The 14833-nt window shown below is 44.1% G+C and carries 12 protein-coding genes and 3 tRNA genes; 10 read left to right on the forward strand and 5 right to left on the reverse strand.

All coding sequences use genetic code 11. The features are described from left to right. The first annotated feature begins 35 nt into the window (after positions 1–35). On the forward strand, positions 36–431 hold the full coding sequence (locus tag HYN59_RS17570) for an RNA-binding S4 domain-containing protein (RefSeq protein WP_108779531.1): 396 nt from the start codon (positions 36–38) through the stop codon (positions 429–431). A 33-nt stretch (positions 432–464) separates the two neighbouring features. After that, positions 465–962: a phosphoribosyltransferase family protein gene (locus tag HYN59_RS17575; RefSeq protein ID WP_108779532.1), complete on the forward strand. Its 498-nt coding sequence runs from the start codon at positions 465–467 to the stop codon at positions 960–962. On the opposite strand, the gene HYN59_RS17580 is transcribed toward HYN59_RS17575, so the two are convergent. After that, the gene (locus HYN59_RS17580) at positions 959–1474 is read right to left on the reverse strand and encodes a shikimate kinase (protein ID WP_108779533.1); all 516 of its coding nucleotides are present in this window, start codon (positions 1472–1474) and stop codon (positions 959–961) included. The genes HYN59_RS17575 and HYN59_RS17580 overlap by 4 nt on opposite strands. A gap of 141 nt (positions 1475–1615) precedes the next feature. On the opposite strand from HYN59_RS17580, the gene HYN59_RS17585 reads away from it, so the two are divergent. The 6 genes from HYN59_RS17585 to HYN59_RS17610 all read left to right on the forward strand — a co-directional run bounded on the left by HYN59_RS17585 (position 1616) and on the right by HYN59_RS17610 (position 7569). Further along, a tRNA-Lys gene (locus tag HYN59_RS17585) sits at positions 1616–1688 on the forward strand. Between the two features lie 26 nt (positions 1689–1714). Next, positions 1715–1787, forward strand: a tRNA-Lys gene (locus HYN59_RS17590). Between the two features lie 54 nt (positions 1788–1841). After that, positions 1842–1923: transfer RNA gene (locus HYN59_RS17595), tRNA-Leu, on the forward strand. Positions 1924–2316: 393 nt separating this feature from the next. Further along, a complete protein-coding gene (locus tag HYN59_RS17600; RefSeq protein ID WP_108779534.1) occupies positions 2317–5631 on the forward strand; it encodes a T9SS type B sorting domain-containing protein in 3315 nt (1104 codons plus the stop codon). Between the two features lie 170 nt (positions 5632–5801). Beyond that, positions 5802–6104, forward strand: coding sequence for a hypothetical protein (locus HYN59_RS17605; protein WP_108779535.1), 303 nt, complete (start codon positions 5802–5804; stop codon positions 6102–6104). A gap of 127 nt (positions 6105–6231) precedes the next feature. Next, positions 6232–7569: a sigma-54-dependent transcriptional regulator gene (locus tag HYN59_RS17610; RefSeq protein WP_108779536.1), complete on the forward strand. Its 1338-nt coding sequence runs from the start codon at positions 6232–6234 to the stop codon at positions 7567–7569. Between the two features lie 129 nt (positions 7570–7698). Here the strand turns inward: HYN59_RS17610 and HYN59_RS17615 are convergent, their stop codons facing one another. From HYN59_RS17615 to HYN59_RS17625, 3 genes are all read right to left on the reverse strand, one after another. Further along, positions 7699–10110, reverse strand: a complete 2412-nt coding sequence (locus HYN59_RS17615) for a hybrid sensor histidine kinase/response regulator (RefSeq protein WP_108779537.1) — start codon at positions 10108–10110, stop codon at positions 7699–7701. Positions 10111–10175: 65 nt separating this feature from the next. Continuing rightward, entirely contained in the window at positions 10176–10505 is a 330-nt protein-coding gene (locus tag HYN59_RS17620; RefSeq protein ID WP_108779538.1) for a helix-turn-helix domain-containing protein, read from the reverse strand. Positions 10506–10949: 444 nt separating this feature from the next. After that, positions 10950–12092 (reverse strand): acyl-CoA dehydrogenase, encoded by a 1143-nt coding sequence (locus HYN59_RS17625; RefSeq protein WP_108779539.1) that lies wholly within the window; start codon positions 12090–12092, stop codon positions 10950–10952. Positions 12093–12179: 87 nt separating this feature from the next. Between HYN59_RS17625 and HYN59_RS17630 the strand changes: the two genes are divergently transcribed. Next, positions 12180–13253: an anhydro-N-acetylmuramic acid kinase gene (locus HYN59_RS17630; RefSeq protein WP_108779540.1), complete on the forward strand. Its 1074-nt coding sequence runs from the start codon at positions 12180–12182 to the stop codon at positions 13251–13253. Here the strand turns inward: HYN59_RS17630 and HYN59_RS17635 are convergent. Next, positions 13250–13927 (reverse strand): response regulator, encoded by a 678-nt coding sequence (locus HYN59_RS17635; RefSeq protein ID WP_108779541.1) that lies wholly within the window; start codon positions 13925–13927, stop codon positions 13250–13252. The two genes, HYN59_RS17630 and HYN59_RS17635, sit on opposite strands and share 4 nt — an antisense overlap. 101 nt (positions 13928–14028) lie before the next feature. Here HYN59_RS17635 and HYN59_RS17640 point away from each other — a divergent pair, with 101 nt between their 5' ends. Further along, positions 14029–14754, forward strand: coding sequence for a LytR/AlgR family response regulator transcription factor (locus tag HYN59_RS17640; protein WP_245895610.1), 726 nt, complete (start codon positions 14029–14031; stop codon positions 14752–14754). Positions 14755–14833 lie beyond the last annotated feature (79 nt).

Consider the following 14833-nt stretch of genomic DNA (forward strand, 5'->3'; position numbering starts at 1 on the left):
GTATGGCATTATAACAACGATTTTTAAGAATTAGTATGAGAATCGACAAATATTTGTGGTGCACACGCTACTACAAAACCCGCAGCCTTGCTACACAGGCGATACAAAAAGGCCACGTTACAGTAAACGGGCAGCAGGCCAAAGCTTCGCGGGACATTTTCCCTTCGGATAAGATCACTGTGCGCCGTGACCAGATCAATTATATACTCACGGTCCTTGATATACCCAAAAGCCGGGTGGGCCCGAAGCTGGTGGACATTTACCGGAAGGACGAAACCCCGCCGGAGTCTTTTGAGCACCTTGAAATGCTGCGGCTTACAAAAGAGCATTACCGTGCCAAAGGGACAGGAAGGCCCACCAAAAAAGACCGCCGCGACCTTGACGATTATGGCGACGACTTTGACGATGATTTTGAGGCGGATGCCAACTAACAACTGCCTTTATCTTTAAACCAATACAACCCAATGAAAAATATCATACTCACACAACAGGAAATAGCACATAAAACCAGGCGTATTGCCTACCAGATCTATGAGACATTTCCTGATGAGACCGAAGTTGTGCTTGCCGGTATTGCCAGCAACGGCTACCTTTTCTCCAAAATGATAGCGGCTGAACTGGATAAAATAGCGCCTTTAAAAGTTATCTTGTGTGAAGTGACCGTGAATAAGGAAAAGCCTTTGGAAAAAGTGCAGACCTCCCTCCCACCGGAAGACTATACAAATAAAGCGCTCGTACTGGTAGACGATGTACTGAACAGCGGCACAACATTGATCTATGGTGTAAAGCATTTTCTTGACGTGCCCCTCAAAAAATTCAAAACCGCTGTACTGGTCGACCGGAACCATAAGCAATATCCCGTAAAAGCCGATTTTAAAGGGCTATCGCTCTCTACATCGTTGCGGGAGCGCGTACAGGTCGTTATCACAGATAACGATCAATATGCTTACCTTGAAGATTAAAACAGGCTCATTATCTCATTAACTACATCTTCGGGAGATTTGCCATCGGTAACTACCACATGTTTTGCCTGATGGTAATAATAGCTCCTGTCAAAAAGGTGCTTAGCTACATATTCCTGCAGTTCATCGTCCGGCAGCTTTTCGAGAAGGGGCCGTTCCTTGCCCTGATGGCGCAGGCGGTTTACAAGCTCTTCAATCCCTGTTTTCAGGTACACCGATACTACATCATCGCGCTGTAAGAATAAATGGTTGTTGGCATAGCAAGGCGTGCCCCCTCCAAGCGAAAGGATAAAGGCATCTTCTTCTGCAAGCAGTTCTTTGAGGTTGTCATGCTCCAAACGGCGAAATGCGATCTCACCGTCTTGCGAAAAGAGCTGCGGAATGCTTTTACCTGTCTTTTTCTCGATAACCTCATCAAGATCGAGGACCGGCATACCGGCCGCTTTGCCCAATAAACGGGCGATCGTGGTTTTACCGGAAGCCATATATCCGCATAACAATATCTTTTTCATAGTAATAAGCCCTTATAAATTAAGGCGTTGAACAATTTAATCAAAAAAAACTCAAATTTATAATAATTTAGCTTTGAATAATTAATAATACATCCGTATATTTGCACCCGCATTCAGGGAATGAAATAAGGTACAAATAATGACTCGGTAGCTCAGCCGGTAGAGCACATCACTTTTAATGATGGGGTCCTGGGTTCGAATCCCAGCCGGGTCACAAAACCTTACATTTCCTAATGCTACGACTCGGTAGCTCAGCCGGTAGAGCACATCACTTTTAATGATGGGGTCCTGGGTTCGAATCCCAGCCGGGTCACAAGAAGTTAAGCCGCCAAATGCAAGCTTAACTTTTTTTATTTAAAGTACTACCGGCCACGTGGAGAAATTGGTAGACTCGCCATCTTGAGGGGGTGGTGCTGCAAGGCGTATGGGTTCGAATCCCATCGTGGTCACAACAAATAAACCGTAATAAAATTACCTGAGCAAACTCATAATTTTATTACGGTTTATTATTTCCAAAGCCTTCCTTTCAGTGTGCAGCAGGAAGCCCTGTTTTTGCCACAACAAAATCCGCTATATTCCGTTTTCTTAATCAGGCGAACCTGATTATAAACCTATTCATTTTACTGTCTTACAAAAAATATACTAATAAAAAATTTTAAGTTAGGGTTTTCAATTATATAACTGTTTATATAATAACTAATTATTAAAAAAATAATATATTAGCTTCGTAATAATAATTTGCTAAAAATCAGGATTTCACTTAGTTAATTTTTAAATACAGGTGTTTTGTTGTATGATTTTTGATTACTATTACCAATAGTAAATATTTTTGAAATGCGGTTATGAGTTTTTTCCACACCTTATTCCCTCACGGCTTTAAATATGACTTTTATTTAAGGCCAGTCGCCATACTATGGTTATTATGCACTGCAATTACCGCAAAAGCCCAACTTCCTGACTTCGACTTCAATGTTGCCTTTACAAACGAAACCTGTCCCGGCAACGGCACGCTTACGTTTAGTACCGAAAACACAACCCCCGGCGCTACATTTTTATACACCGTTTACCACAATCCCAACCTTGATGTCCCCATTTCTTCTTCCGCCGATTTACTGGTGGATGGCTTGAGCGCCGGTACATACACCATCATTGCCCTGCAAACGCTCGGCAACCAGACAAGCACCGAACAGGTTGAAGTTACGCTAGAAAACCAAATAACACCATTGACGTATACAATCAGTTCTACCACCCATGATTGCATGGTCGGCGGACAGCTTGTAATCACTACGCTAACCGGAATCGCCTCACAATATGAGATCATATCCGGGCCGGTAACACGGCCGTTGCAGGATTCAAATGTGTTCGATGCCCTTCCTGCAGGGCAATACAACATTAGGGTTTTTAATAATTGCGGCCAGGCTGTAGTAACCACCTATACCGTAGTGGCCGATCCTGGGGCACCCGTCGTTTCGCAGCCTATTCTTGAAGATGTGTATAGCGGCGATTGCGATTCGGTTACGATAACAAATACCCTTACGTATCCTGAAGGTACGGTGATCAGTTATCCTCTTACAGTAACCTATACAATACATCTTCCCGGCGGGGCGCCGCCACAGGTGGTCACCATGAATTTTGCCGATGGAGCGCCGTCATACCTCGAGTTTGTCAATGAGTTTCCTGCTTTTGCAGGCGAAACCTATACTTACGACCTGGTAGTGACCAACAGCTGCGGCATACAGTATGGCAACAGCGGCATGACTGTCAACCCCGCGCCGGAAATAAGCCATTCGCTTATCCCGCTGCCCTGCGGTCATTACTATCTTACGCTAGATGTGGCACATTATATGCCGCCTTTTACATTCGATTTTTCAACAGTACCGGCAGGCTTTAACCCCACAGTATTTAATGCCGCATACCCCGGACCGTATGCCGAGGGGCCGGTCGCATTTGGCGGGGAGAGCATGCATGTACCGGAAGGTAATTATACCGTTTCGGTAACCGACGCTTGTGGCAGGACGGGAACGATCTCCTTTACCGTTCAGGAAATAATACCCGAACCTTCAGTAAGCGGAAGGAACAACGGCTGTTTTTCGCTATTCGGGCGCATCATAGCGAGCGTGACTGACAGAAAGCTGGTTTTTGCCGAAATAACTGCCGCCCCTGCTGACTACACCTTTGCGCTCCCAAGTAATGTATCAAGCTTTATAAATGGCTCAGGAACACTTATCGTTCCCAACCTGCCATTGGGTTTTTACACTTTGCACCTCATAGACGAATGCGGCACGGAATATACCGTTACCGCAGAAGTTCCACCGTTCACGGAGCAGGATTTTACCGCTCTTCCCCTCGCAGATTGCCGTGAAGGCATAGGTGCCGTACGGGTTACCAGCGGGAATGGCAAGCTTACTGCTTTATCAATTACATCTGCCCCTGCCGCATTTGGGCAGACACTTCCTTTTGATGTCTCTGCAAGCATAAGCAGTGCAGGTATTTTTTTCATGGACGACCTGCCTGCAGGGAATTATACTTTTAGCGGTACCGATATATGCGGAATACAAAGGACCGTTTCTGCCAATATAACTGGTTATATGCCCATGGGTGGGGTGCCTTTCACTTTTGAGCCCCATTGCAGCTCTTTTGACATAGCGCTGTTCGACAGTGACACTTCTTCGGGAACACCCGGTTATTGGCTGCAAATGGAAAACCCTGATGTACCGGGACAATGGGTACATCCCGGGAACGGTACTATTTATCCCGAAGGCACACTGCCGGATAGCAGTAACTCACTTGCGCTCGAAAACAACCATACCACTGTTAATTTGCTTTATTTCGGTAAATTCAGGATCGTAAAAGCTTTTGAGACCGTTGGTAACGGTACCTCGTTAAAGATCTGCATTGAGGTGTTAGGGGAATTCAATTATTATGATGGGGTTAAGATCGAAAACATTTACAATATTTCATGCCTGGAAAATACCGACGATATTTTTGTCGAGGCTACCGGGCTTGCACCTTTGCATTACCGCATCGAAAAAAAAGACGGCCTGCCGTTCTTCCTGGATAACGGAACTAACAGCGTGTATTCGGGACTCGCTATCGGGTCTTACCAGTTTGTAGTGGAAGATGCCTGTGGGCATATTGGCCGGAGGACAGAAAACATCAACCTGCTGCCCGAACTCGCACACGCACACGATCCCGGTGGAATGCTGGAATGCATACAGCCGGGCCAGCCCGAATTTCTTCCATTTGACCTCTCGTTGCAAAATTCAGGTATCCTCGGGGATCAAAGCCCGAATGCCTATACTGTAACCTACCACCTGAGCCAGGAAGATGCCGATGCAGGCATAAATCCGCTGCCGGTACTGTACACAAATACCAGCAACCCGCAAACTATTTATGCCCGGCTGGTACATAATTTCATAGACATTTGCCATGATGTGGTATCCTTTGGCCTGCAGGTTTCGGAATATCCGCGACTGACCATGGACGAGGAAGAATATGTGTGCGTTGACGGTGGTTCGGTAACACTTTCCGCCGATCCGGGATATGATACTTATGAATGGTCGACAGGGGAAAATACAAGTTCAATTGTGGTGGAAACGCCCGGCATTTATACCGTGACTGTCGCAAATGTTTACGATGGTACGGTTTGCGCGACCACAAGGGAAATAACCGTTAACCCTTCAGAAGCTCCCACTGTTTTGGATATCGAGACCTCCGACTGGACCGACAACCACAACTCAATAACCATCAGAGTAAGCGGGTCGGGCCTGTATGAATATTCGATAGATGGTAATAACTTCCAGGATAGCCCGGTTTTCAGCGGGCTCGAAACAGGCGTGTACTTTTTATACATAAGGGATAAAAATGGCTGCGGAATGATCGTGAAGGAATTTTACCTGCTCAACTATCCTAAATTCTTTACCCCGAACGGCGATGGCATCAATGATACCTGGAGGATACAGTTCTCCATAGTAGAGCCGGGCATGGAAATTTTCATCTTTGACCGATATGGCAAATTCTTGGCGCAGATTGATCCCACCGGTCGCGGATGGGACGGAATGTACCACGGCAGGCCTCTCCCATCTACCGATTACTGGTTCCTTGTAAAACGCACTGACGGCAAAGAGCACAGGGGGCATTTTTCTATGATACGATAATCAATAAAAGTTGTGGAATTTCTACACTATTGTGTGGAATTCTACAACTGACCTGATTTGAAGGCAAATAAAAATAAGCTAAAAATCAGAGGTTTGATGTAAAAAAGTATGAATCACGCAATTGGTATGATTATTTCATAAGTAGTAGTAAGCTTGTAAAATACTGTATCATGAAAAGTATAGTGACAGCAATAGCATTTATATCAGCACTGAGTGCAAATGCAGGGCCTGCCCATCATGAAACAAATGATATTGCGAAGATTTGGTGTGGATACCGTAAAATTGATATTACCGATGTCCCTATTGCCATTCTGAAACAAATAAGCGATAAATACTATGGCTATTCGGTGTCGGGGGCATATACTTCCGAAGAAGGAGAAAACGAATATAAGCTGGTGTTGGTAAATAAAGGCCGGATAGTTATTGCCTATTATAAGCATACCGGCGATTTTATTAAAGATGAAATGAAATAGAAAAATATATAGTAAGGTGATTGAAGAATTTATTCTTCGGCAAAGGAGATGGAAGCATCTCCTTTTGTTTTTCTTAACACTTTAAAACTTTCAAAACTATTACATTTGCAGATATTCCCTTTAGCTGATGACTCCTAAAATCCTTGTTGTTGACGACGATACCGCTTTTTGCGTAATGCTTAAGACATTCCTTCAAAAAAAAGGATTTGAAGTGGTAAACGCATTTACGGCGCAGGAGGCGGAAGACGCCATAAAAAGCCAGTTTTTCGATATTGTCCTTACTGATATACGCCTTCCGGACAGTGACGGCCTGCATATACTCAGGTTGGTAAAAGAAACTGCCATGGACAGCCAGGTAATATTAATGACAGGCTATACCGATATCAGGACAGCAGTAAATGCCATGAAGCTTGGCGCATTTGAGTATGTAGGCAAGCCCATTAACCCCGACGAGATACTCCATACCATTGGGTTAGCGCTCAATAAAAAATCCGGTAAGCAGACCCCTCCTTCTGAAAAGAAACAGGCAAAAGCATCCGGGGTACCGTTTGTAAAAGGCATCAGCAGCGATTCTGCAAGGCTTCAGGAGCATATTGCCCTTGTAGCCCCTACCAACATGTCGGTGCTTATCATTGGCGACAGTGGTACCGGCAAAGAGCATATCGCCCACTCCATCCATTCGCAAAGCAAAAGGGCATCACAGCCTTATATCGCGGTCGATTGTGGCGCGATACCGAAAGAGCTGGCGTCAAGCGAATTCTTTGGGCATATAAAAGGCTCTTTTACCGGGGCAATAAACGACAAGACCGGCCATTTTGAAGCAGCTAACGGCGGTACGCTTTTCCTTGACGAAGTAGGCAACCTCAGCTATGAAGTGCAGGTACAATTGCTCAGGGCATTGCAGGAACGCAAAATAAAACCCGTAGGCAGCAGCAATGAGATACAGGTAGACATACGGGTTGTGGCAGCTACCAATGAAGACCTTGCCGAAGCGGTAAAGCGTGGCGACTTCAGGGAAGACCTGTACCACAGGCTCAACGAATTTTGTATTAAAGTCCCGCGCCTTTCTGAGCGCAAGCAGGACATCATGATATTTGCCAACCATTTTTTGGCGCAGGCCAATGACGACCTCGAAAAAGATATCGAAGGCTTTGATGAGGAAGTGACCACGCTGTTTAAAAATTACAGCTGGCCGGGCAACCTCCGCGAAATGAAAAATATCATCAAGCGCTCGGTATTGCTCGAAAAATCCGCGACGATACATATTGATGTACTGCCGCCGGAAATGCAGGAGGCTTCAAAACTGGAAGGCTCACTTTCGGGATATTCAAAAAGCAATGAGGAAGAAGCTATAAGACAGGCGCTCGAAAAGGCAAATTATAATAAATCTAAAGCTGCGATATTGCTTGATATCGACAGGAAAACACTGTACAATAAACTGAAGTTGTATAATATTGACCTTTAAATATCTTTTTAATTTTCACGCAAAGCCGCAAAGGCGCTAAGACTCATGCCGAAACCATATATTTTAAGCCGCAAAGGCATTGCTTTGCAATGTTTTAAGTATGCAGGGATAGCTCGGTGTTTTTGTAAATCAGGCAACTTCTTTTTCCAGGGCATTGCACAATTCCTGTACTTCCCCGCATATCCTGTTTATGTAGCTTTCCAGTTCCGGCCAATCCAGCCCGGTGGCCCTGTCTTCAAGAGGCATGAGCAAACCTGCTATAGAATGCACTTCCATTTGCTTTAGCATCGGTATCATCCTGTGGGCGGTGGTTACAAGCTGCTCTCCGTCTTTCGTTTCCACTGCTTTTAGCAGTTCATCACAATTGGTTTTTGCGCTTTCAATAAAAGTAAGCACAATTGTCCTGAGGGAATCGGGGTCGTTATTGGTAAAACGCGAAAGGCTTTTAAGGTCATATAGTTTCCCCGAAGAACGCTTCTCTTCAACCGGTGTCTTTTGTACAGGCAGCTTCTCATCAAAAATTCCGGCCAATAGCTCCAAAAGCTGTTCAAACTGCACCGGTTTCGGATGATGGGCGGTAAACCCCCTGCTTACGAAATCATCAGCGCTAAGGTCTCTCCTGCCCGAAAGCGCGATTACCGGGAGCGACGCGATAGCAGGGTCCGGATGCTGCCTTATCCTGGCCAGCACTTCAAACCCATCTACCGAAGGCATTTGTATATCAGTTAATACGATATCAAAATCGCCTTGTTCAAGTGTTGCTTCCAGAGCCGAGGGATTGATCTCGGTCTTTATTGCGGCAACATAAGCCCCCAGCAATTCGCTCATTAGGGTAAGCTGCGTGCTGTCATCATCCACGACAAGAATACGTTTGTTCTTTAAAGCGGGGGGCTCCGGCTTCGATGCAGGGGCTGCTGTGCCCGGAGTGTCACTTTTACCCGCAATGCATGGTATTGAAATAGTAAATATAGACCCCTGCCCTTCGGCACTTTCAAGCGTTATGGTGCCGCCAAGCAGTTCGAGTATCTTTTTAGAGATCGTAAGGCCAAGCCCTGTTCCGCCAAACTTCTTTTCGATCCCGGCATGGGCCTGCGTGAACTCCTTAAATACATCGCTGTGCTTTTCCGGCGCTATACCTATTCCGGTATCCAGTACTGATATCAGTATGTCAAAACCTTCAATTTTGGCTGTAACCTCAACAGAACCATCGCCCGTAAACTTTATGGCATTGCTGATAAGATTTGTAAGCACCTGCTTAATGCGGTACGGGTCAGAAATATAATTACGGTCCAGCTTATCATCGATATCCCAGTTGAGCTCGATATTCTTTTTCTGTGCCATGGGCTCCAGTGTCATACACGTCCCTTCAATAACATTTTTCATGTTGAAGACGGAGTTCTCGATAGCGATACGATTATTTTCCAGCCTTGAAAAATCAAGCAGGTCGTTTACCAGCTTCAGGATATAATCAGCCGACTGCTTGATATTGCCAAGGTACTGCCCTTGTTTTGGTGTAATTCCCGAATCTTTTATAAGGTCATGAAACCCGACGATGCTCCCCAGCGGTGTCTGCAGGTCGTGCGTAACAGTAGCCATCAGCATGGATTTGGTGCGCAATAGCTCTTCATTCTCATGGTTGAGGAGCTCGAGCTGCTTCCTGTAGTTCTGGTTGGTAGTAAGGTCGCGGATGATAACCCAGGCAAAAACAATGAGCAGGAAAAGCGTGATCGCCCCTACCCATGTCATTTTTTTTACGGTATCCGATATGGCTGCCTGTGACTGATCGATCCGGGCATAGGACTTTTCTATGAATTCTTTTTCCACCGAAGCCAGTATCGCCCTCAGCTGGTCGGATATGACACGGTTTTCATCCAACAGCTTTTGCTCTTTACGGTTAAGCACATTTTTGAGCTTCCTGTCCTTTACCAGCACATTGGTAATTACTTTATCGAAAATTATCGCAAGTGAGTCATTAGAAACCGGGAGCTTACTCAGGGAATCGAGCATTTTTGGCGGAAGCGCAGAATAGATGAGCTGCTTGGCTTCGTAGGATCTTGTGGACTTTACGGGCTTGGTTTTATCCCATACGGAATCCCTGGAATTGTAAATGCGCTCGATAGAAAGGCTCAGGGCATCTTTTTGCCCATACTTCTTGCGGTAAAGGCCTATATCGGTAATGCTCTGCTTTTTTCTCGCCAGCAGCATTTGTATCGAGTCGAATTTCGGCACCTGGCTTTCTTCTACATTTGCCTTAATAGCCTCGATATCATTGTTAATGCTGTCAATCAGTTGTTTGTAGCGATTATAGTCTTTTTGGGACCCTGTCAGTATAGAGCTTCTGCCAATGGCTTCGGAAGCATAAAGATCGGCAATGGTGTTGCTGATGCGAATGATATTCTTATTGTCTTCACCGGTTTGTGCCGGTATAGCGATGCGTATGATCTCGCTGTAAAGGAACCACACGGAAAAAACGGCTATGGCAAATAACAGCACATAGCCGGCAATGACTTTATATTTAACCGATCTTGGTTTTTGTACCATCTTATAAACCCGGGTTTATTATCCTAATAGAACGGTACAGTAAGGTTTTAAGTATGAATTATAGGTTAGCTTCTCACCATCACCCTTAAAAAATTGATCTCGTCTTTCAAATGCTGTATTTCAGATGTAAGGCTTTCCACCAGTATGTCATATACTTCTTTATTTGAATTACTGAAAACCGCACCGTCCGCACTCATAGGCTCATTAAAAATATATGCGATATTAACATCCAATATACGCACAATTTTCAAAAGCTTCACCACATTAAGCCTCCTGTCATCTTTTTCGAGGCGCCCATAGTTGCTTTGGGTTACATCAAGATGAAGAGCCATGGCTTCCTGCGTAATACCTTTCTCTTCCCTCAGGTTTTTGATTCTCTGTCCGATTACGTTCATTGTAGTAGTTTTTTAGTAAATGTTTTAGCTGCCCCTTTATAAGTAAATAATAACTAATTTGTAAAACTTTCCTTCGCTTTCAGGTCTGTGTGCCAGACATTAAAATCATTATGATCATTAAGTAGTAAACTGCCTTCTACCACATTTCCTTAAAGCTTTCATTGCATGGAAAATTCTCTGTTTAGTATTGATTTCAGTATTTTTCATAAATTTAATAAAAGAAACGGACTTATAAATTTAAATGTAATTTTTTCGATATAATGCGCTTTTTGCCGTTGAAATTCAGGTAAAAATTACATATATAATTATTTTTTAATAGTTAAATTTTAAATTAACATTATCTACGTATATTCTCAAAATACGGTTTTAAGAATATTAAAAACTATAAAGCGATTTAAAAATTTAGAATAAATAAAAAACCCACGCTTCTGCGTGGGCCCTTTATTATTGTGAGATAATTGCTCTCGAAATGACGATCTTCTGTATTTCCGATGTCCCTTCATAGATCTGGGTGATCTTGGCATCGCGCATAAACCTCTCTACGTGATATTCTTTTACGTAGCCGTTACCGCCATGTATCTGTACGGCTTCAACAGCAGTATCCATAGCTACCTGTGAGGCATATAGCTTCGCCATGGCGCCGCTAAGGTCATAATTCTGGCCGTTGTCTTTATCCCAGGCCGCTTTCATGCAAAGGTGGCGTGCCGCTTCAATCTGTACGGCCATATCGGCAAGCTTGAAGGCGATAGCCTGGTGGTTGCATATCTCTGTCCCGAATGCTTTGCGTTCTTTAGAATACTTAAGCGCCAGCTCGTAAGCACCCGCTGCTATACCCAACGCCTGGGATGCAATGCCTATCCTGCCGCCCGAAAGCGTTTTCATGGCAAACTTAAACCCAAAGCCATCTTCGCCTATCCTGTTTTCCTTAGGTACTTTTACATCGGTGAACATGAGAGAATGCGTGTCGCTTCCGCGGATGCCCAGCTTTTGCTCTTTAGGCCCTATTTCAAAGCCCGGCATGCCTTTTTCTACGATAAGCGCATTGATGCCTTTGTGCCTTTTATCTGCATCAGTCTGCGCTATAACAAGATATACATCGGCTGTGCTTCCATTGGTTATCCAGTTTTTGGTACCGTTCAGCAGATAATGGTCGCCCATATCTATAGCCGTGGTTTTTTGTGATGTTGCGTCGCTGCCCGCTTCCGGTTCGCTAAGGCAAAAAGCGCCTATGATTTCGCCGGTTGCCAGGCGGGTAAGGTATTTTTGCTTCTGCTCCTCGCTTCCAAAAGTCTGGAGGCCCCAGCATACAAGCGAGTTATTTACAGACATAACCACTGATGCCGATGCATCTACTTTAGAGATCTCTTCCATGGCCAGCACATAAGAAATGGTATCAAGCCCGCTCCCGCCGTACTTAGGATCGACCATCATGCCGAGAAAGCCCAGCTCTCCCATTTTTTTGATCTGCTCCGTTGGGAACATTTGTTTTTCGTCTCTTTCTATAACGCCCGGGAGCAATTCGGCCTGTGCAAAATCACGTGCCGCTTTCTGGATCATCAGGTGCTCTTCAGTAAGTTTAAAATCCATAATTACGCAATTAGTTTTTTATTTTTGTGCGTCCAAATGTAATTATTAAATGTGAATTTTTCAACACGATTGCCTAATTTTAGCCCTATGGAAGAAGAAAACTATAACGTTATAGCTGTAATGTCGGGAACTTCGCTCGACGGGGCGGATCTTGCCCATGTTTCACTGGCATATAAAGACGCAAAATGGGCTTTTAAAATTGCCGAAACCGCAACTGTACCGTATACGGATGAATGGGTCCAAACGCTAAAAGCTGCCGTAGAATTTACTCATGAGCAGCTGGAGCACCTTAATAAAGAATACACCACATTATTAGCAGGCATCATTAACGGCTTTATCAGGGAGCACGGCCTGGCAAATATAGATGCCATATGTTCGCACGGACATACCATACAGCACCGTCCGCAGGATGGCTACACACTACAGATAGGTAACCTTCCGGAAATTGCCACACTTACAGGACACAAAGTAATATGCGATTTCAGGGTACAGGATGTGGAACTGGGCGGGCAGGGTGCACCGTTAGTACCTATAGGCGACAGGCTGTTGTTTGGCCAATACAGGTATTGCCTTAACCTTGGCGGGTTTTCCAACATCTCTTTTGAAGAAGGACAGGACAGGATTGCCTTTGATATTTGCCCTGTTAATACGGTATTGAACTTTTATGCGAACAGGCTTGGATTTGATTATGACGATGGCGGCTCGCTGGCATCCAATGGCAATTGTATACCCGGACTTTTGGAAGCGCTGAACAGCCTGCAATTTTACAGCTTGCCTTATCCAAAATCGCTTGGTTTTGAATTTGTTAAGGAAATGGTGCTTCCGCTAATGGAAAAATATGATACAGCTCCGGAAGATAAGCTCCGGACCTTCACAGAGCACATCGCATTTCAGATAGCTGAAGTGATAAAACAAAAAGGAGATAAGGGGGAATTGCTGGTAACGGGCGGCGGCGCTTACAATACGCTCCTCATAAACCGAATGAAAGCTTTACTGCCGGATACACTTATATATATACCTGACGATACGACCATACAATTTAAGGAGGCGCTTATTTTTGCTCTGCTTGGAGTATTAAAACTAAGGAATGAGGACAATGTGCTTAGCAGTGTCACAGGCGCCGAAAAAGACCATAGCTCGGGCAGGATATACCTTCCTTAAAGTATACCCATTTTCTTTATGGCCTCAATAAGTTCGTGGTCATCTCCTCCCCTGCCCTGAAGCAACATGTTTTTCATGCGTGCTTTCCTTTCTTCAATATCGCTCAGGGAGAGCGGAATATAATTAGGGATATTGGCTGTTTGTATCCCTTCGGTGAGGCGCATAAGTATCTGCTTGTCGTAGCTGTCCAGGTTATAATTATCAAATACTTTATCTTTCAGCGATTTTACTATTTTGCTGCTCAGGTAGGTATTTCCGGAAAAAATGATCTTGAATGCATTGAGAAACTCATCAATGTCTATATCGCTTTTGCAAAGGATCCCCTGTGGGTTTATTTCTTTTATAAGCCTGTCTATCAACGATGCTTCACTATGCATCGTAAGTATTATTATGACACAGTCCGGCAAAATGTCCCTTATAAGGATGCCAAGGTCAAGCCCGGAAAAAATATTCTTATCAGCATACGGAGGAAGGCTCAGGTCGAGATAGGCAATATTGAAAGGGTGTCCGGTACTTTGGGCATTGGTAATTAAGTTGTAGGCCTGCTCACAATCCAGTGCTTTTGTAAAAATCAGATTATAACCTTCAAAATCTTCATCGGATAATACATTTATATATCCGTTAACTGTCATGGGGTGGTCATCGACAATTAAAATATTCAAATCCTCGCGCATAGAAACTAAAATATCAACAAATTTAACAAAAATACGGTTTGATTATAAAATCCTAATTTAAAATATATAACTTGCAAAAAATTTTTTTTAACTTTTTTTAAGTGCAGTATTCGTACCTCATAGTTGATGACAATGCAACCCATGCACAGGAAGCCCTTAGACAGCTCGAAGGATTTCCTGAATATTTCTGTGTGGGTGTGGCAACTAACAGGAATGATGCCGTGAATAAAATCCTGGAACTGCAGCCCCAAATAGTATTTATTGAAATAAGCCCGGCAAGCAAAAAAAGTGATCTTTCGTTATCTATCATTACAGAGCTGCACCAGTTTATCGATATTCTTCCTTACTTTATAGTAAACACTGCCACGCCAAAACATGCTTTTGAAGCTATAAGGGCAGGCGTATCGGATTACCTGCTTAAGCCGCTCAGCCAGTTCGAGCTCAGGAAAAGCCTGCTTAAGTTCCAAAAAACAAATCCGGCAGCAGCCAATAACACGATTTGTATAAAATCGTATGGGGATTACCAGTTCATATCACTGAACGAGATCGTGTACCTGAAGGCCGACAATAATACTACCGACTTCCATTTACAGAATGGCAAAAAGGTCACAGCCTACAAAACGCTCAAGCATTATGAAGCGAGCCTGCCGTTTTTCTTCTTCAGGGTGCACAACAGTTATATAGTTAACAGCAACTATATCACCAGGATAAACACCGGAAAGTCTTTGTGCTACCTCAATAATAGCGACTTGTCCATTTCTTTCTCCAAGACTTTTAAGGATAATATAGATACCATTATCCGTAAGATCGCACCCGAGTATTTATAAAAATACTTCATTTACCCTTCAAATCGGTCGAGTTACTCGCATACGGGTATCATTCACTAAACCACCTGTAAATCATAGC

The sequence above is a fragment of the Flavobacterium album genome, from assembly GCF_003096035.1.
Taxonomy (GTDB): Bacteria; Bacteroidota; Bacteroidia; order Flavobacteriales; family Flavobacteriaceae; genus Flavobacterium; species Flavobacterium album.